The sequence below is a fragment of the Achromobacter sp. CF-sbj1-Ac2-l genome (genome assembly GCF_052698165.1).
The window spans coordinates 2,789,898-2,809,282 of record NZ_CP199855.1 but is presented as its reverse complement, the minus strand read 5'-3'; the positions used below and the strand labels follow the sequence as shown (position 1 = coordinate 2,809,282).

Sequence of the window (19,385 nt, the reverse complement as noted above, 5' to 3'; positions counted from 1 at the left end):
TCATTACCTCACTTTGGTTACAACGATATTTATATCGAACTGCTTTGCATATTCGATAGTTTTCGCGATGGCCGAAAACTGTTCGACAGTCGAGTTCGCCGGCACGGCAAGATGCATCTCGCGTCGCGCAAAAGAGCTCGCACGGATCATTTCTCCCTTTGCGCCATCCCTTCTGAACTCAACCATCGCATCCACGTATTTGTTGAGCGTTCTTGTGATCGCCGCAGGTTGTTGATAGCTCTTTGCCCCTGTATCCAGCGTTTTTGTGCTGATGGCTATTCCGTCCGGGGTGAGATGATCAAAAGTTAAGAAATTACTTTTGATCATATTCAGGTCGTCTGTTCCCGGAGGCAATTTCGCCTGAACGAAAGCTTCGAATGGCTTGCCTTGCTGAGCGATCCCCTTCCCCCATTGCATCCCGATCTCGCTCATCGAAACTGTACCGCCCAGGCCTTTGCCTTCAGCTTTCAGCAGTTGAGCGCCAAGCTTCATGACGTCCAGGGTCTTGGCACTTACGTTGATGCCTGCCTTTGCAAGTGCAATTCCCCCCTTTGCCGCAGTACCGACGCCAGTCACTGCGGTGCCAACCTGCCACGCCAGATTGCCGAGGTCCTCGCCAAGTTGAAGGGCATGGTCGGTGCCACCAACCTCAATGGCCTGACGCATCCGAGTGATCTTCGCGTCGAATTCGGCGACGAGCGAGTCGCCGAGTTGTTTCCGCATATCAGGATCGGTGATGAGCTCCTTGATTCCGTTCAATCCCGCGATCGGGTCGGACAGGAATGCCGCCAGACCCTTGACGTCATCCCAGCCCGCCAGGGCGAGACCTTTGCCAATGCCGGCAGTCGTCAGCACATCCTGCTTGCCCGATATGTAGACCCATTTGCCCTGAATCTTCAGGTACTCAAGCATGCCGTCGGCGGCCGCGAGTTCCTTGTTCATCTGGACGATCTGCTGGGTCGCTAGCCAGTTGTTGTCCACCGCGGTTGCCGCGGCGGTCGATGCCGGGGCTGCATCCAGGCCGCCTGCCGCACCGATGCCTGTCACGATGCTGACTATGAGATTGCGTTTGGCTTCGCGCTCAGTCGCTTTTTCATCGGGTGTCGTTTCGCCGAACAATCCTGTCAGAAGACTGCTGGCCGATGCTCCCAGCGCGGCGCTGGTGCAACTCTGGCTACTCGCCGCGGCGCCTGCGCAGGCCACTATCGCGTGCATCGACGCATGCAGCGCACTGCCTTCGGTCAGCGTTCCGTTGGCGACCAGTTTGCCGACGTAGCCCGCCCCCTGTTGCTGCACGTAGTTGACCAGCATGTTCTGAGCGAACTGCGAAGTCGTGCCAGTAACGTTGCCGCCAGCCGCAGCGGTAAGGGCGGCAGCAATCTGCCGGTACGTGCCGCCCGCCCCCCAATTGGCGTCAATGTTTCGTGCTTCGGCGTAGCTTGCCGCTGCCTGATCCCTGAGAGCCTGCCGTTGAGCATCCGAAAGACCATTGCCGGGGTCCGCGGCCATTGCTTCAGCCGCTTTGGCTTCGCTGACTCTGACATCGGCCTTCTTCGCCATATTGTTGAGCAGCGTGCCGGTTTCCCGCGTCAGCGCCCCCACGATCTCGAAGCCTGCCCTGATCTCCTGCTCGTTGAAGATGGGTTTGAGAGCGTTGGCGCCGTCTTGTCCGGTGAACACGTCACGGTTCAGTCCGGCCATCATTTCGTCGACCGACTGGCCTGACAGGTCCTGCTGAGCCAGTTCGTTGGTGATAGTGAGGCGCGCCCCGCTAATGCCGCTGCGGGTGGCGCTGGCACTGTTGCCGCTGGCGGCCATGACAACTGGCAGACTGGCGCTGAAGTTGCCCAGGGTCGGCAAGGTACTGCCGGGCACCTGGCCGCCGGTGGCGGCCTGCCCCTGCTGGTTGGTACCCACACCGCCGCCGGGGCCAGTTTCCTTCCTGTCGCCATTGCCAGTGCTGTACCCGCCGCCAACACTGATGCTGCTGGCGGAGTATTCGGCGTGGTTACTGATGTCACTCGTGGTGAGTGTGCCGGTGGTCAGCGTGTTGAAACCATCCCTGACCGCCTGTTCCGACGACGTGATGGCGGCTCCCCTGAGGTCGGTGTTGTCCCTGACTCTTATCTGGAACCCGCCCTCGCCGGCTTCGATGCGCGACTGTTCGGTGACGCTGGCATAGTCGCTGTGTATCTTCTGCTGGCTAAGGTTTACGCTGCCCGAGAAGCCCCCGCCCACGGTCACGCTGCCGCCAACGTTGGTGTCTTTGCTCCTGAAGGTACTGGTGTCCTGCAGGCTCTCGATGCTGAGGTTGCCGCCTACGTCGGCCATCACCTGCCTGCCGCTGGCGACCGCGCCGCGCAGGCGGGTGTCGCCGCCGGATCCCAGGATCAAACGTTCGCCGGCTGTTACGTGGCTGTTGGTCCAGGTGACATCCTTGCCTTCTCCCTTACCTCTGCCAATGCTGGCGTTCGCCGTGACGCCCATGGCGGCGCCGCCCTGGCCGACAGAGATCGCCACACCCACTCCCGCGCTGGAGTTGCTGCTGGTTCGGCGGGTTTCTATGGTGTTCTGCGCCGCCAGCAGATTGATATCGCCATCGGCCTTGAGCACCGCGTCGCCGCCCGCGCGGATGTCGCTGCCGCGCACGGTCAGGTTGGAAGCCGGGCCGCCGCGGGCGCCGATGCGCACATCGCCGCCCGCGGCCACGGCTGAACCGGCGGCCGTATCGGTGGTGGCGGTGGATTTGCTGTCGCTTTTACTGGCGCCAACGGTGATGGCGCGCGCCATCGCTCAAAACCTTTCTTGCCGCGGCGGTGAAAAATGCCGCGGTGGCGGGCGATCCCCCAGCGATTGCGGTGGCCACACGTCCGACGCCCAAGTTGGCCACGATACGCCATTTGGCGCTGGAGGCGGTGGGCCGCATCTTTCTAATTGGTAGCACGGGGGGACGAACTGGTAGCCCTTGTTCTGCATGCAGCGTTTAAGCTCATCGCTGAATGCCATTGACTCCCTACGATACCGTTCGTCATTAACAGTAAGCTTGTACGCGTCCTTAATATGGAAGCCCCCGTTTTTATCTCCACCGCACTCTTTCCAATCCACCCAACGGGTTTCCTCTGTTTGGCCATTTAGCGGCCAATACCACTCCATCGGTAGGACCTCGTGCTCAACCCACGCGCTCAACACGGGGTCGCAAAGGGTTTGCGACTCGGTGATGCTGCACAAATACCCCCTTTTGTTGATATAGAAGCAGCCAGTCACCGACAGCAAAAAAGCGGAGACAAAAAATAGCCTTATCGTCGTTTTCATCGCTTCATCCTCAACAAAATGTCCAGCGCTTTCCATGCCTGGGGCGGCAGCGCTTCCGATAACGCAAAGGGAGTGGCGGGCACCAGCGCAATACCGGTCCAGGTTTCATACATGAAATCCTGCACAGGCGTCAGACCGCGCCTGGCGTTGCCCTGCTCGTCGTAAAAGCCACTCAGGGTGCCGCCGATGAAGTCATGCGATCCGCCATAAGCCTCATGTGCAAGATCAAGAATTCCCCCAGGCGAATACGCAAAACCGAGAAGAGTTCCCGGTCCGCCCTGGTTCCCGCCAGTGGGCCCAGGCATTTCCTTGCCACGGTCGGTTTCGAGAAATTCGGCCATCGTCATCCCGACCTGGGATCGATCAAACTGGACACGCCCATTTCCATCCAACTCAAGTTTCGGAATACCGTTTTCATCCAGGATCTCCTTGCCTTGGAAATCCTTTTCTTTCTTGCACCGTTGATTTACTGGCCCACACAAAATATCCAACACCACCCGCGTCCCCGCCGTCTTAAATCCATCGCCCCGAATACCCGCACTTTCCCCGCTCTTGTTATCCAGCGTCGTCTCGCCATCGGTAATCCCCGCGAACTTCTCCGAGTCCGCGATCGTGTACCGCCGCATGCGGTCGGCCGCCTCCGACAAACCCGCTTGCAGCGCCGCCACGCCGCCCGAGCCGCCCAGCGCGCCCACCGCCACGTTCAGCAGCCGCTCCTGGGTATTGATCTCGTTGATCTGTGCCTGCAGCGCCTTGATCTTTTCCGGGTCTTGCGTGGCCTTGATCTGCTGGCGCAGTTCCGCGCGTTTCTGTTCCGCGTGACGTTCGATGGCGGCGCCGGCCTGCTGGCCGAACGCCGCGACGATTTCAGCTTCGGCCTGCACTTGCCGGCGCAGCTTGTCGCCGTCCCATTTTTTCGTCAGGCCACCAGCGCCGTCGCCCGCCCGCACGCGTCGATCCAGCATGGCCAGCACCTGATCGGCGGTCTTGCCGGTGCGTTCCCACTGGGCGTTCCTGTCGGTGATGGTCACGGCCGCGCCGCTGATGCCGCTGTGCGTCACGCTGCTTTCACTGCCCTTGCGCACGCTCATGCCTGGCGCGCCGGCGCTGACGCTGTTGCCGAAGTTCCGCGCCGACCAGGCGTCACCTTTGCCCGCGACATTGCTGGCCGCGGCCTCACCTGCCTTGCTGGCGCCGCCTTCTTCCTTGCCTGCGCTGCCTTCTTTCTTCGCGGCGGACGCCTTGTCATCGCCGACAACGCTGAAGCCTCCCGACAGGCTCACCCCTGTCGCCTTGTACCGGCTGCGGTTCTCGATGTCGCTAACGCTCAGGCTGCCTGTCATCACGGTATTCACTCCCCGCTCCACCGCCACTTCGGACGAGGCGATGGCCGCGCCCTTGAGGTCGGTGTTGCCCTGGACGCGGACCGTGAAGCCGTCGTCGCCCGCGTCAAGGCGCGATTGCTCGACGACGCTGGCGAAATCGCCATCCACCTTGTTGCTGGCGTAACTACCGCTGGCGGCGAACCCCACGCCCGCCGTCACGCTGCCGCCGATCTGGGTGTCGCTGCTCTTGAAGCTACTGGTGTCCTGCAGGCTCTCGATGCTGAGGTTGCCGCCTACGTCGGCCATCACCTGCCTGCCGCTGGCGACCGCGCCGCGCAGGCGGGTGTCGCCGCCGGACTCCAGGGCCAGGCGTTCGCCGGCAGTGACGTGGCTGTTGGTCCAGGTCACGTCCCTGCCCTCGCCCCGGCCCCTGGCCCCGCTGGCGTTGGCGGTCACGCCGAAGGCCAGGCCGTTTTGGCCCACGGATATCGCCACGCCGACTCCCGCGCTGACGCTGCTGCTCTTGCGGTCGGTTTCGAAGGTGTTGCTGGCCGCCAGCAGATTGATATCGCCATCGGCCTTGAGCACCGCGTCGCCGCCCGCGCGGATGTCGCTGCCGCGCACGGTCAGGTTGGAATCCGGTCCGCCGCTGGCGTCGATGCGCACATCGCCGCCAGCGGCCACGGCTGAACCGGCGGCCGTGTCCGTGGTGGCGGTGGATTTGCTGTCGCTTTTACTGGCGCCAACGGTGATCGAGATATTGACGCCGCCGGCCGACTGCGGGTCGGCCTGGACGGCATCGTAGGCGTTCTTGGCCGCCAGCCCCGTGGCCGCGCCTGCCAGCACCTGCATACGTCCGTCAGTCGTCTGGCCGGCAGCGCGCTTCATCTGCCCGGCGGTCTCAATGGCCGACAACACCGGCGCAGAAAGCGCCACGGTCAGGCCGGACTGGCGGAACTTGCTCTGTTCCACGCGCTTGCCGGTTTCCCGCGCGTCGACGATATCGACCTTCTTGGCGTGGATGTCGATAGCGCCCTTGGGCGCGAGGATATGGCTGCCGGTCTGCTGGTAGTGGCCGTCCGCCGCCAGGGTCACGTTGCCGGCCGTGGAGCCCGCGGTTGAGGCCGCCGCATGGGTACTGGCGTCCCGGCGGTCGCCGCTTTGCATCTGGCTGCCGATCGTGAAGGCGAGCCCCCCGTTGTAAAGGAAGCCGCTTTTCCGGTTTTCCTTGAAGTGGCTTTCCTGGCGGGCTTCGGTGGCGGCCAGCAGGGTCAGGTTGTTGTTGGCCACGATGGCCGTGCCGGCATCGGAGACGACGTTGCTGCCGGTGATGTTGACGTTCTCGCCCCGGATGGCGACGGTGTTGCCGCTGAAGGTGCTGGATAGCGCCGTGGTCTCTTCCAGGCTGTCGCGGGTCGTTTTGGTGCTGGAGCCCAGCAGGCTCCTGGACGAATGGCGACGGCCTTCGGCCCAGTTGCGGTTCGCTTTGCCTGCCAGGATATTCACGTCGCCCCGCGCAACGGCAACCAGGGCTCCCTGCTCGCTGGTGACAGCGCCCGCGGTGCTACTCAGATCGCGGCCAGCCTGCAGGCGCACGCCGCTGGCCGTGTTGATGGTGCTGCCGACATCCTGCTCGTAACCCTGCCTGAGATAGTTGCTGGCATTGCGTACGTTGTTCTCCTGCTCGGCAATCCTGACGGTGCCCAGCGTGAGGTCCCGGCCGGCGGCCATGGCGGTCTGACCATCCTTGCTGCGGTTGCCGACCCGGGCCGCGATCAGCTTGGCGTCACGCCCCGCCGAGGCCAGCAGGAGGCCATTCGGGTTGGTGACGTAGAGACCGGCCACGCGATCCAGGCTGGTCCGGCTGAAGTCGCTGCGTCCGACCCGCGTGGCGCCGCCGCGAGTGGTGCTGACCACGTTGAGGTCGCGTCCGGCACCGAGCCGCAGCGTCGAACCGGCATCCAGCGTGCCGCCGATGTTGTCGATGTCGGCGCGGGCGCTGAGCGCCACGGCATCGCCGGTGATGCGGCCGCCGAGAATGCGCAGGTTCTCGCCGCTGAGACTGACCACCGCGCGTCCCGCAATGGCGCCGGAACTAACGAGATCGCCTTTCAGGTTGAGATCGATGGAGTTGGCGGCCAGCAGGCTACCGTTGCCGTCAATGTCGCCAGGCCGTACGCGGACGTAGACCTGCGGCGCCAGGGCGCGTGTGATACTGCCATCGGCCAGCGTCACGTCGCGTTCGACCAGCCAGACGATATCGCTGGTGAGCTGGGCCATCTGCCTGGCGCTCAGCGCCACGCCAGGACGCAGATTCCATTCTTTCGCATAAGTGACGCCTGCGTCCAACAATGCCTGGAACTGCGCCTCGTCGCTGGCGTAGCCGCCGAGGAATCGGCGGCCAGTCAACTGGCCTATCTGGTCGCGGACCAGTTGCTGTTCGTAGAAGCCATCGCCCAGTCGCTTGTGCACGAGGGCCGGGTCATGGCCGAGCTGCGACAGCATGTAGTCGGAACTGAGCCAGTTGCGGTAGTCGGTGAAACGCGGATCGGTCTCGACCAGGTAACCCCTGGCGTTCGGGGCAACACGAAACAGGCTGTTGGCGGGCGCCGCCGTGTCCAGCCGCGCGGTAGCGAGACCGCTACCGCCGGCGGCATGTGTTCCTCTGTCGATTCCCGGCCCCTCGATGCGGGCTGCTTGCGCCCGGGGGTCCGTTATCCGCGCTGGGTCGGCATTGACGGCGGCACGGACGCCGCCGCCCACAATGGGGCCGACGCGATGGTCCTGGCGGTCGGTGACCGCGAAGCCGCTGCCTGCGCCCGCGGCGTTCTGCACAATGCGGGAAACACCGAGCTCGATGGTGGTCGACAGGTCGACCGGCGCGTAGGCGATCTTGCCGTCCCACTTGCGCTTGTGGTGGCGTTTGAAACCGCCGTGCCATTTCGAGTAGGTGTACTGGCTGGTTCCGACCCGGTTGATCGTGTGCTCGCCCAGGGCGGCCACGTTGTCGATTCGGTCCAGATCGCCGTGCAGGGCGCCGCCGGCCATGATCCGGCTCTTGTCGTTGACGAGCTGGTCGCCGCGCAGGGTCATGTTGCCGCCGGCGCGGATGAGCGCCGGCGCGCTCTCCATCACCTGCGTTTCATACTCGGTCTGCGCTATGTCGTATTGGGTCCAGTCGTGGATCTTCGCACCGGTTTCCCTGTGCCGATAACGTCCGGCCCTGCTCCAGCTTTCCCAGCGGTATTCGCCGGCATCGTGTTTTTCAGGATCGCCTTCAGGCTGGATGTACAGGTGCCGGGTCGGGCCGCTGATCCTTGCCAGTTCGGTGCGGAAGTGCAGGTTGCCATTGAACAGCCCAGCGCTGTCCAGGGTCAGCCCGCCCAGCGACTCGATGGTGGCGCTGTCGTTGCGGACGAGGTCGGCGCGCGCGGCCGCATGGCCGTTGACGTCCAGCGTACCGCCGATGTTCAGCGCATCGCCACCGCCGCCCGCGCTGAAAATCAGCGCCTGCTCGCGGTTGGTGATGAAGCGGGCGCCGATATCCAGGCGCTGACGCGCCGCGATGACGGCGGCGGCGCCCGCTTCTTCGCGATTGACGACGGTAGCCGCCTGGATGGCAAGCTGGTCGCCATAGAGCCGGCCGCTGCCGGCGTTATCGAGAGCGCCGGCTTCGATATGGGTCTGGTTGCCGTCGACAAGCCCCCGGTTGGTCAGGCTGTGTTGCGCGGCGACGGTGGCGCGTACGCCGTTCATCTTGCCGGTGACGCTGTTGATGATGTCCGCGCCGCGCACGTCGAGGTCACCGGCCTGCAACACGCCGTGGTTGATCAACAGGCCAGCGGTGCTGATGCGGGCGTGGCCATTGGCGGTGATTTCCCGGAGGTGGGTGAAGTCCTGCCGCAGGCTCAGGCGCAGATCCCCCCTGGACAACAGGCTGCCGTCACCGTCCAGGCTGTCGGCGGCGACGTTGAGCAATTTGCCGGCGATCAGCGTGCCGCTCGGATTCAGCACACGACTGACGGCCACATCGATGCTGCCGCCCGAAGCGATGTGACCGCGCGCGTTGTCGAGCTGGCCTGCGGCGTGCGCGCCACGGATGACGATGCGGCTGTCGGCGGCGACGATGCCGGCAGTGTTGTCGGTGCGACCGGCCGCCAGCATGACGCTGTCGGCCTGCAAGCCGAGCGGCTGGCTGTCTTTCGCGCCTTGCGTGTCGCGGTTGAGGATCTGCGAGGCGCCAAGGGTCAGGCCATGGCCCGCGACCATCAGGCCGGCGTCGTTGTTTGCGTGGCCGCGCAGGAATGCCTTCAGGTCATTGCCTGCCTGGACCCGGCCCCTGGCGTTGTCGATCGACGTCGCGCCGATATCGACGTCCGCGCGGCCGCCCAGCAGCCCGCCTGTGTTGTCGATGTCGCTGACCCGGGCGATGAGATCCTTTCCGCTGTGCACGACGCCGTCGCGATTGGTCAGATTGCCGCTGTTCAGTGCCAGCGTGGCGAGGCTGAGAATGCCGCCCGTGTCGCCGGCATCGGCATTGATCAATGCCTGACCGTGCGTATCCACGCGCATTCCCTGCCGGGACTGCAGGAGGCCGCCGGCATTGTTCAGCGCGCCGCTGTCGATGTCGAGCAGGCCGCCGGTGGTGGCGATGGTCCCGCGGGCATTGTCGAGCGCCGCCAGTCGTGTATCGACTGCGACGCTGGCGCCCAGCACCATGCCCCCGGCATTGCCGAATCCACCGTTGGCCAGAATGACGTTGCCCGCCCCCCGCAGCGCGCCGCCAGCGTTCCCGGTATGCCCGCGCGTAGCCACGCTCAGGTCGCCGTCGGTGGAAACGATCAGGCCGCCATCGCGGTTGTCCAGCACCGAGGCGATGGCGGTCATGTCACCGCCGGCCACAAGCAGGCCCCCGTCGCTGTTGTCCAGGCGCCCGTTGATCCTGATACTGGTATCGGACCTGCTGTCGTTCCGAAAAGTCCCGGCGCGGTTGGAGAAGTCCTGCGCGCTGACGGACACGGGGCCGTGCACTTGCATCAGCCCGACGTCGTTGCTGAGCAGGCTCGCGGCAATGCGCGCGCCGGCGGCAACCCGGATTTCACCCTGGCGATTGCTGAAATCGCCACCGCTCACTTCGAGCTGAAGCGCGCCCAGATGCCCGCCGTCATTGTCAAGGCCGCCGCTTGCGGTCAGGTCGATATGCCCGCCGGCCAGGATGCGGCCGCCGTTGTTGTCAAGCATGCCGGCGATCTTGAGCGCGCCATTGGGCATCGAGGCAAGCTCGGCGTCCGGCTGGGCGCCATTGCCGTCCGCGCCCTCCGCACCCGCTTGCGGCGCCTGCTCATTGCCCGAAGACGCGCCCGACCGCGGCGCCGCGAGACCGATACGGCCGCCATCCCGGTTACTAAGGCGGCCCGCATGAATCGCCAGGCTCAATGGACCGGTCTGCCCGATAACCCCTTCGCGGTTGGTCAGGGACTGCGCAGTGACGCCGATGCGCCTGGCGCTGAGCGTTCCGCCGCGATTGTCGATATCCTCGGGAGTGTCGAGCGCCAGTTCGCGGCCCGCGCTGAGCGTTCCGGCATTGGCAAGGCCGCCACTCGCGTCTATGCGCGTGTCGCTGCTGGCCTGCATCGTGCCGAGGTTTTCCAGGCGTCCGTCGGCGGTGACCAACAGTTGGCCAGCCTGAGCGCCCATCGTACCGGCGTTGCGCACCCCGACGCCATGCTCGGTTCCCACCAGGACGATCTTCTGGCTGTACATGCCGCCGAGCGCGCCGACATCCAGCGCAAAAGCTGGCGCATCGCCACTGGCGGCGATCTTGCGCACCTCCGCCTGGTCGGCGCTGAAATCATTGCCTCCGGTGGCGATCCGGAGCTGCCGCGCCCAGATCCCGGCGTTGGCTTCCACGGAGCGGGCGATCAGATCCGTGTAGTTCGCCGTGCTGGCATCCATGCCCTGGCCCGTAACGCGGATGGCGCCGCCCTGCACCCGATAGCGTTCCAGCGCCCCGCCGTTGATGACGGGCCGGCCGGTGGTGATGGTGGCCCGCTCCGCGTTGATGAAGCCGCAGCCATCGCAGGAAATGCCCGCCGGGTTGGCGATGACAAGCTGCGCCCGATCGCCCGCGACCTCGACATAGCCATTGAGCCGGCTCGGGTCGCTGGAGTTGACTTCATTGAGAATGACCCGGGCCGTACCGCGCGCCAGCCAAGGATTGCCCTGGACCCAGCCGCCAAGCTGTGTTTGCGCGCTGGTGCGGGAATTGTTGAGAATGACGCCCGGTTGCCCGACATCGAACTGGCGATAGGCATTGCGTGAAACGCCGGCTGCGCTCGGGGTCTGGATATTCACCAGCGGGACGCCGCTGGCCGCTTCCAATACCGTCGGTCGCTGATTGCCGGGGGCGCCGGGGTCGGCCACGACCTGCGCGTTCGCCAGGGGCACGATGACCACCAGGCCGAACGCGGATGCCACGGCAAAGCCCAACGGCCTGAGCGTGGCAACGAAACGGCTGCCGGCGGCGCTTGCCTCCCCGCCCTGGCCTGGGCCGTCACGCCGGGCAAGCTCCGTGACGGCCTGGAACAGGCCCAGCGCCCGATTGAAAACGATGCGGTGAAGGTTCCTGTTCATGCCATCGATACCGTTGCCTGCGCGCGATCCATGCGGCGTCAGCAGGACCAGTTGAGGCTGAAGCCGGTCGTCAGCGACCCGCTGCGAAAGCCCGCGGGCCTGGAGAGCGGCGTGCCGACAAACAGATCCCACCAGAATCCCGCGGCGCCGCCACGCAGACCGATGACCGCGCCTGCGAGGCTGCGTCCCTGCAACCAGCGCGTGGACGGGCCCGACACATGGCCGTAGTCGGCGCCGAAATAGAGTTCCTGTGCGGCGCCCAGTTGCAGACCGATTTCGTTGCGCCAGACCCAGCCACGCTCGCCCATGAGCGTCAGTTCGCCGTCAAAGCCGCGTACCGTGTAACGACCGCCGATCGAGAAGCGGTCCGGCGGCGCCAGCGGCGTGCGCGCCCATTGCGCGCGCCAGTTGCCGGAGTAACGGGCACGCTGCGATCCCGGCCGGAACGGAACCACCAGTTGCACGTCGGCGGTGAGGACCTTCATCCGCGAAGTGCCTTCCCCGAAGTCTTCCTCGGGCGCGGCCATCGCGTTGAAGGCGCCCGTGCCGCGCCGCCAGGCCAGACCCGCATCGAGCGTGCTTTCGTGCAGGAATTCGCGGTGGGTCAGCCCCAGCTCCCAACCGCCGGTGCGACGCCGTTGAACTCCGATTTCCGTGTCGTCGATGAAGTTGTTGGACCTGCGCATCCAGCCGCGTCCGTAGAACGAGGTCTTGCGGCTGGCATCCCGGTACACCACGCGCGACAGGCGCACTTCGGCGTTGTTGCTGGTGCCGCTGTAGAGGTAGTTCTGGCGGTATCCGGCAACGGTCTGGTGGTACCTGTAGCCGCTGAGGGTGGCGCTGATCGTCCAGTAGCCCCAGGGCGCGCCGTAGTGCGTGGTGTATCCCCGGGAGCCCTTGCCGCTGGCATTGAAGACGTCTTGACTGACGTTGATGTAGAACAGATCGTTCAACGAGAGTGGGGAATCGAGCGAAAGCGTGGCCGAACCCTGGAGCTTGCCGGTCGCCCTGCTGCCGGCGTCGTCCAGCGATAGGCTCAAGCGCACCGGAGGCAAACGCTGTCGCCAGAGGATCACCAAATCGCTGTCGCCGGGGCGCGCATCGTCAGCTTCAGCAGGCGTGATTTGCAGGTCGGCCGCTACGGTGGGGACGCGTCGGAAGTTTTCCAGCGCCTGTTCGATATCGCGCAGATTGAGCAGGTCGCCGCGCCTGGCCGGCACGGCATTCAAGGCAGTGGCCCGGGGCGACGTACCGGGCGCGAATCGGATGGCACGGACGCGGCCGGGCACGACGGTGAGCGTCAGCGTGCCGCCCTTCAGATCCTGGGGTGCGGCGAGAATGCGGGTGGTGACGAAACCCCGCGCGACGACGGCATTCTGCACGCGCGCCATGACCACGCTGATGCCCTCGGCGCCAAGGCAGCGCCCCGTGGCGGCGTCGTTCTCGGGGTCGGCGGCGCGCAAGGACCAGAGAAAGCGCTGCGCGTCCTCGCCATCAAGACGGATACGGTCAATCGGAAAGCATGGCGTCTCTTCCCGAGGCAACAGGTCCGGCGACGGCGCGCGCGCCGACCGCGCCCGTACATTCGGCGCCGTTTCCTGCTGTTTGCGCAACATCCTTTCGCGCTCCTGCTGGCGCAGCAGTTCCTGCGCGGCGCCAGCCTGCGTCTGTGCGGACGCCGATACCATGAACAGCAGCAGGCTGAACGAGATCCATACGCGCTGCGGCAACCACCCGACCATCCTCCCTCCCTATGTATCCGAGCCCGGTCATGCTTCGGCATTGGATGGCGGCAAGGCGGATATTGGGATGCGGCGAGCTGGTTTGTCGGACCAGGCGTTGGCCACCGCTCACGTTCTCGGATCACATAACCTATTGACGAGGAATGGCGACAGCGCCTCGCGTGATGCCCGGCAAGGAAAAACGGCAACCAAAGAAAAAAGCGCCCGAGGGCGCTTTTGTCATGGCCGGCGGAAACCCGGTCAGCCGCGGCCGACGAACGGCATGTTGGTCGCCATGATCGTCATGAACTGCACGTTGGCGTCCAGCGGCAGGCGGGCCATGGCGGCAACGGCCTGCGCGACGTGGGCGACGTCCATGCGCGGCTCGACCTTGGTGCTGCCGTCGGCCTGCAGGATGCCGGCGGCCATGCGCTCGGTCATGTCGGTGGCGGCGTTGCCGATGTCGATCTGGCCGCAGGCGATGTGGTACGGCCGGCAGTCCAGCGAAATCGACTTGGTCAGGCCGGTCACCGCGTGCTTGGTGGCGGTGTAGGCGATCGAGAACGGACGCGGCGCGTGCGCCGAGATCGAACCATTATTGATGATGCGGCCGCCCTGCGGCGTCTGCGCCTTCATGACCCGGATCGCCGCCTGCGCGCACAGGAACATGCCGGTCAGGTTGGTATCGACCACCTCGCGCCAGAGCGTCACCGGCAATTCCTCGATCGGCATGGCGGGCGCGCCGCGGCCGGCGTTGTTGAACAGCACGTCCAGACGGCCGTACTCGCGCTGGGTCGTGTCGAACAGTTCGCGCACCGCCTGCTCGTCCGACACATCGGTCGGCACCACCAGCGCCCGCACCCCGTCTTCGCCCGCCGCCGTGCGCGTGGCTTCGAGCGGTTCGCGCCGGCGGCCGGCCAGCACCACGCGATAGCCCTGCGCCAGGAACTCCAGCGCCACCGCCCGGCCGATGCCGGTGCCGGCGCCGGTGACCAGCGCGACGCGGGGAGGTTCGATCTCGTTCGTGTGCATCGCAAGCTCCTTGTTATCTGTCGGCGAAATGCTACCCGAATCATTCCGGCGATGCTGCAAGCGAACGTTCCATCGTTCTCGCCCGGCCGACCCTGGCTGCCCTCATCGGCAAGACGCCCGCTTCACGCCTTGCGCGCCAGGCGGGTGGCGTGCGCCAGGCGCGCCCCCGCGGCTGAAAACAACGGCCTCGAAAGCGCTATCGAACAACGCCCCTCGCCCATCGCCGCGCGGTCGAACGCCCTCGCCCGCCCCGGCTGACCTGGCGCAACATGCCATCAAGACTTTGCGCTGTCACAAATTTACATATAATTTTGGGAAATTAACTTATTACCAAAATTCCAATAAACCCCGGAGATACCCATGGCGTTACAGCCCTACCTCCCCCGCTGGGCGGGCGTGCTGGCCCTTGGCGCCAGCGGCCTGGCCGCCCTGCCTGCCGCGGCGCTCGCCGCCCCGGACGGCCGCCAGATCAGCACCCAGGGCGCCAACGGCGCGCCCGCCTGTATGACCTGTCACGGCGCCCAGGGGGAAGGCAACCCCGCCGCCGGCTTCCCGCATCTGGCCGGCATGGGCGCCGCCTACCTGGCCGAGCAGCTCGAGGCGATGGCCAATGGCTCGCGCGTCAGCCCGGTGATGGCGGCCACCGCCAAGGCGCTGGACCCGGCGCAGCGCCAGGCCGTGGCCCAGTACTACGCCGGCCTGCCGGCGCCGCTGAACATCGATCGGCTGGCCGCCACCGCGCGGCAATTGGCCAAGCCGGACGATACCGGCGCCTGGCTCGCCACGCGCGGCGCCTGGGACAGGAACATCCCCGCCTGCAACCAGTGCCACGGCCCGGGGGGCATTGGCGTCGGCGCCAACTTCCCCAGCCTGGCCGGCCAGCCCGCGGCCTACATCGCCGGCCAGTTGCGCGCCTGGCGCCAGGGCCAGCGTCCGCCCGGCCCGCTGGGCCTGATGCCGGCCGTGGCCACCCGCCTGACCGACGCCGAGATCGACGCGGTGTCGGGTTACTACGCCGGCCTGCCCAAGGCCGCCGACCTGCTTGCCACGCAAGCGAACGCCGCCGGGGGAGCCAAGCAATGACCTCGATCCGCAACCGAATCGCCCGCCTGCTGCTCGCCGCCGCGGGAACCGGCGCGCTGCTGTCGACCACGGCGGCCTTCGCCGCCGACGCGCGCCCCGAATTCACGCCGCCCAGCGCCGCGTCGCTGCCCGACAGCGAATTCGGCAAGATCGTGCGCCAGGGCGAACAGATATTCCTGCACACGCCGCAGAATGCCGGCAAGTTCGTCGGCAACGACCTGAACTGCGCCAGTTGCCACCTGGACGCCGGCCGCCGGCCCGATTCCGCGCCGATGTGGGCGGCCTACGTGCTGTATCCCGCCTACCGCGCCAAGAACGGCCACGTCAACACGCTGGCCGAGCGCCTGCAGGGCTGTTTCCGCTTCAGCATGAACGGCAAGCCGCCGGCGGCCGACGATCCGGTGCTGACCGCCTTGCAGACCTACATGTTCTGGCTCGCCAGCAAGGCGCCCACCGGCGTGGCGCTCAAGGGCCAGGGCTACCTCAAGCTGCCCAAGCCCGCGCAGAAAGCCGACTACGTGCGCGGCGGCGAGGTCTACGCCCAGTACTGCGCCGTCTGCCACGGCGCAGAAGGCAAGGGACAGAAGAACGGCGAGCACTGGGTCTTCCCCGCGCTGTGGGGGCCGGATTCCTTCAACTGGGGCGCCGGCATGCACCAGATCGGCAACGCCGCCGGCTTCATCAAGGCCAATATGCCGCTGGGCCAGGCCGGGATGCTCAGCGACCAGGAGGCCTGGGACGTGGCGTACTTCATGAATGCGCATGAACGGCCGCAGGACCCGCGCTACACCGAATCGGTCGCCAAGACCCGCGCCAAGTACCACGACTCGGACGATTCGCTGTACGGCATCGAGGTCAACGGCCACCTGCTCGGCAGCGATTCGCCCGCCCCCGGCGGCAAGCTGACGCAGGCGGCGGCCCGCTGACGACGCGGCGCGGCGGGTTTTCCCCCTGCCGCGCCGTGCGATTTGCTATCCTTCGGGTCTCGGCATCACACGCTCGTCACATTCATGCACGCCACCTCCGGCAATGTTTTCATGGTCGTCGCCCCCAGCGGCGCCGGCAAATCCAGCCTGGTCAAGGCCTTGCTGCAGCAAGACCCGTCCATCCTCCTGTCCGTCTCCTGCACCACGCGTGCCCCCCGCCCCGGCGAGGAAGACGGCCGCGAATACCGCTTCATCGGCATCGACGAATTCAAGCAGTTGCGCGACGAGCAGCGCCTGCTGGAATGGGCCGAGGTGCATGGCAATTTCTACGGCACGCCGCGTGACCGCATCGACGAAGCCACCCGCGAGGGCCGCGACGTGCTGCTGGAGATCGACTGGCAGGGCGCGCGCCAGGTGCGCCAGCGTTTTCCCGGCGCGATCGGCATCTTCGTGCTGCCGCCGTCCATCGAGGAACTCGAAAGCCGCCTGAAGGCGCGTGGCCAGGATGCGCCGCAGGTGATCGCGCGCCGGCTGATGGCCGCGGGCGGCGAAATCGCGCACGCGCCGGAATGCGAATATGTTATTATTAATCAAGAATTTAGCGTAGCCTTGTCGGAACTGACTCAAATCGTCAGCGCCGCGCGGCTGCGTTTTTCGTCTCAGGCCGTCCGCCACGCCGAGCTGTTCGCGCAGTTGGGCATCCCGGCGGCGCACTGAAACGAATCCGCATTCTCCCTATCCACCATCAGCACCAGGTGTCCTAATGGCTCGCATTACCGTCGAAGACTGTCTGAATCAGATCCCCAACCGTTTCAAGCTCACGCTGGCCGCGACCTACCGCGCCCGCGAGCTGGCGCAAGGCCATGCCCCGCGCCTGGACAGCAAAGACAAGCCCACCGTCACGGCCCTGCGCGAAATCGCGGGCGGCCTCACCGGCGCGGAAATGCTGCGTAAAGTTCCCACCTGATATTTTCCGGGGGGCGGCAAGCATGGCTTTTCCCGGGCTGAAGTACGCTTCATCAGGTCTGCTTGCCGCGCTACGTGCCGGCTCCCGTCTCGGGCGTCGCACGGGCAAGAAAGACAAGAATTCCCCCACGCCAGCCTCCGTCGCCGCGCAAGAAGCGGCGGACGCGACCGCCTCGCCGGTCGCCTCGCTGGCGCCGCTGACCGAAATCATCGGCAGCTATCTCGACAAGAAAGATGTAGAACGCGTGCGCGAAGCCTATCGCTTCGCCGACCAGGCGCACCTGGGCCAGTTCCGCGCCAGCGGTTCGCCCTACATTTCGCACCCCATCGCTGTCACGGAAATCTGCGCGGGCTGGAAGCTCGACGCGAACGCATTGTCCGCCGCCCTGCTGCACGACGTGATGGAAGACCAGGGCATCGCCAAGCACGAGCTGGCCGAGAAATTCGGCCCTGAAGTCGCCGAGCTGGTCGATGGCCTGTCCAAGCTGGACCGCCTGGACTTCGCCACCAAGGCCGAGCAGCAGGCCGAGAGCTTCCGCAAGATGCTGCTGGCGATGGCGCGCGACGTGCGCGTCATCCTCATCAAGCTGGCCGACCGCCTGCACAACATGCGCACGCTGGACGCGGTCAACCCCGAAAAGCGCCGCCGCATCGCCCGCGAAACGCTGGACATCTACGCGCCCATCGCCCACCGGCTGGGCCTGAACCTGCTGTTCCGCGAACTGCAGGACCTGTGCTTCGCGGCCATGTACCCGAATCGCTACCAGGTGCTGTACAAGGCCGTGCTGGCCGCGCGCGGCAACCGCCGCGAGGTGATCGGCAAGATCGCCGACTCGGTGCGCGCCGCGCTGCCGGCCGCCGGCATCGAGGCCGAGGTCACCGGCCGCGAGAAGACGCTGTTCGGCATCTACCGCAAGATGGTCGACCAGAAGAAGTCGTTCTCGGACGTGCTGGACATCTACGGTTTCCGCGTCATCGTCCACACGCTGCCCGAGTGCTACCTGGCGCTGGGCACGCTGCACCAGTTGTACCGGCCGGTGCCCGGCAAGTTCAAGGACTACATCGCGATCCCCAAGGTCAACGGCTACCAGTCGCTGCACACGACGCTGGTGGGCCCCTACGGCACGCCGGTGGAATTCCAGTTCCGCACCCGCGACATGCATCACGTGGCCGAGGAAGGCGTGGCCTCGCACTGGCTGTACAAGGGCGCCGACCTGACGCTCAACGACCTGCAGAAACGCACCCACCAGTGGCTGCAATCGCTGCTGGACATCCAGAGCCAGACCGGCGATTCGGGCGAATTCCTCGAACACGTCAAGGTCGACCTGTTCCCGGACGCCGTCTACGTCTTCACCCCGCGCGGCAAGATCATCTCGCTGCCGCGTGGCGCGACGCCGGTGGACTTCGCCTACGCCATCCATACCGACATCGGCAACCAGGCGGTGGCGGCCAAGGTCAACGGCGAGTTCGTGCCGCTGCGCACGGAACTGAACAGCGGCGACACGGTGGAGATCGTCACCTCCCCCGCTTCGCGCCCGAACGCGCAATGGCTCAACTACGTGCGCACCGGCCGCGCCCGCTCGGAAATCCGCCACTACCTGCGCACCGTCAAGTACGAGGAATCGGTAGCCTTCGGCGAGCGCCTGCTGGGCCAGGCGCTGCAGGAGCTGCACATGCCGCTGCCGGCCACCGACGATCCGGCCTGGCAGAAGCTGGCGCGCAGCACCGGCGCCAGCTCGCGCGAGGAAATCCTGGCCGACATCGGCCTGGGCAAGCGCCTGGCGGCCGTGGTGGCGCGCCGCTTCGCGCCGGAGCACCAACTGGTGGCCACCACCGCCGCCGCCGTGGACGAACTGACCTCGGCCCGCAGCGCCCCGATCCTGATCCAGGGCAACGAAGGCCAGGCGGTGCAACTGGCACCGTGCTGCGGCCCGCTGCCCGGCGACCCGATCATCGCCGGCATGCGCATGGGCCACGGGCTGGTGGTGCATACCGCCGACTGCCCGGTGGCCATGCGCCAGCGCCTGCGCGAACCGGAACGCTGGATCAACGTCGCGTGGGACGCCCACACCGCCAAGCACCTGGCCACGCGCCTGGACATCGTCACCCGCAACGAGCGCGGCGTGCTGGGCCGGCTGGCCGCGGAAGTCACGGCGGCCGACGCCAACATCATGCATGTGACGATGCACGATGATGCGGTCTCGACGGTGTCGCTGCACCTGACCATCCAGGTGGACAGCCGCAAGCACCTGGCGCAGGTGATCCGCGCGATCCGCCACGTGCCGCAAGTGCAGAAGATCGTGCGCGTGAAGGGCTGAGAGCGGAGCCCACCCCCGAAGCGCTGCGCGCTTCCCCCTCAAGGGGGCATGTCTACGGACCGGCGGAGC

Annotated in this window: 9 protein-coding genes; 5 read left to right on the top strand and 4 right to left on the bottom strand. The window is 66.1% G+C overall.

Annotated elements, in window-relative coordinates:
* Positions 1-3 precede the first annotated feature (3 nt).
* The 4 genes from ACUDCK_RS12860 to ACUDCK_RS12845 all read right to left on the bottom strand — a co-directional run bounded on the left by ACUDCK_RS12860 (position 4) and on the right by ACUDCK_RS12845 (position 14,023).
* Complete coding sequence (locus ACUDCK_RS12860; RefSeq protein ID WP_175167357.1) at positions 4-2,790, bottom strand: hemagglutinin repeat-containing protein; 2,787 nt, start codon at positions 2,788-2,790, stop codon at positions 4-6.
* A 518-nt stretch (positions 2,791-3,308) separates the two neighbouring features.
* Positions 3,309-11,270, bottom strand: coding sequence for a two-partner secretion domain-containing protein (locus ACUDCK_RS12855; protein WP_175167358.1), 7,962 nt, complete (start codon positions 11,268-11,270; stop codon positions 3,309-3,311).
* Positions 11,271-11,308: 38 nt separating this feature from the next.
* Positions 11,309-13,012, bottom strand: a complete 1,704-nt coding sequence (locus ACUDCK_RS12850; protein ID WP_175167359.1) for a ShlB/FhaC/HecB family hemolysin secretion/activation protein — start codon at positions 13,010-13,012, stop codon at positions 11,309-11,311.
* A 240-nt stretch (positions 13,013-13,252) separates the two neighbouring features.
* Positions 13,253-14,023: an SDR family oxidoreductase gene (locus ACUDCK_RS12845; RefSeq protein ID WP_175167360.1), complete on the bottom strand. Its 771-nt coding sequence runs from the start codon at positions 14,021-14,023 to the stop codon at positions 13,253-13,255.
* A gap of 360 nt (positions 14,024-14,383) precedes the next feature.
* Here ACUDCK_RS12845 and ACUDCK_RS12840 point away from each other — a divergent pair, with 360 nt between their 5' ends.
* The 5 genes from ACUDCK_RS12840 to ACUDCK_RS12820 all read left to right on the top strand — a co-directional run bounded on the left by ACUDCK_RS12840 (position 14,384) and on the right by ACUDCK_RS12820 (position 19,316).
* Positions 14,384-15,106, top strand: a complete 723-nt coding sequence (locus tag ACUDCK_RS12840) for a c-type cytochrome (protein ID WP_054502645.1) — start codon at positions 14,384-14,386, stop codon at positions 15,104-15,106.
* Positions 15,103-16,032 (top strand): c-type cytochrome, encoded by a 930-nt coding sequence (locus tag ACUDCK_RS12835; protein ID WP_116791228.1) that lies wholly within the window; start codon positions 15,103-15,105, stop codon positions 16,030-16,032. The genes ACUDCK_RS12840 and ACUDCK_RS12835 overlap by 4 nt, the downstream gene beginning before the upstream one ends.
* An 84-nt stretch (positions 16,033-16,116) precedes the next feature.
* Entirely contained in the window at positions 16,117-16,749 is a 633-nt protein-coding gene (gmk, locus tag ACUDCK_RS12830; RefSeq protein ID WP_020927510.1) for a guanylate kinase, read from the top strand.
* A gap of 46 nt (positions 16,750-16,795) precedes the next feature.
* On the top strand, positions 16,796-16,999 hold the full coding sequence (rpoZ, locus tag ACUDCK_RS12825; protein WP_006394760.1) for a DNA-directed RNA polymerase subunit omega: 204 nt from the start codon (positions 16,796-16,798) through the stop codon (positions 16,997-16,999).
* Between the two features lie 22 nt (positions 17,000-17,021).
* Complete coding sequence (locus tag ACUDCK_RS12820) at positions 17,022-19,316, top strand: RelA/SpoT family protein (protein WP_006394759.1); 2,295 nt, start codon at positions 17,022-17,024, stop codon at positions 19,314-19,316.
* The last annotated feature ends 69 nt before the right edge of the window (positions 19,317-19,385 follow it).

Bases quoted from the DNA above. Each gene is read 5' to 3' on its own strand.
- ACUDCK_RS12860 (WP_175167357.1), bottom strand. From the start codon at position 2,790: ATGGCGCGCGCCATCACCGTTGGCGCCAGTAAAAGCGACAGCAAATCC.
- gmk (WP_020927510.1), top strand. From the start codon at position 16,117: ATGCACGCCACCTCCGGCAATGTTTTCATGGTCGTCGCCCCCAGCGGC.
- rpoZ (WP_006394760.1), top strand. From the start codon at position 16,796: ATGGCTCGCATTACCGTCGAAGACTGTCTGAATCAGATCCCCAACCGT.
- ACUDCK_RS12835 (WP_116791228.1), top strand. From the start codon at position 15,103: ATGACCTCGATCCGCAACCGAATCGCCCGCCTGCTGCTCGCCGCCGCG.
- ACUDCK_RS12850 (WP_175167359.1), bottom strand. From the start codon at position 13,012: ATGGTCGGGTGGTTGCCGCAGCGCGTATGGATCTCGTTCAGCCTGCTG.
- ACUDCK_RS12840 (WP_054502645.1), top strand. From the start codon at position 14,384: ATGGCGTTACAGCCCTACCTCCCCCGCTGGGCGGGCGTGCTGGCCCTT.
- ACUDCK_RS12820 (WP_006394759.1), top strand. From the start codon at position 17,022: ATGGCTTTTCCCGGGCTGAAGTACGCTTCATCAGGTCTGCTTGCCGCG.
- ACUDCK_RS12855 (WP_175167358.1), bottom strand. From the start codon at position 11,270: ATGAACAGGAACCTTCACCGCATCGTTTTCAATCGGGCGCTGGGCCTG.
- ACUDCK_RS12845 (WP_175167360.1), bottom strand. From the start codon at position 14,023: ATGCACACGAACGAGATCGAACCTCCCCGCGTCGCGCTGGTCACCGGC.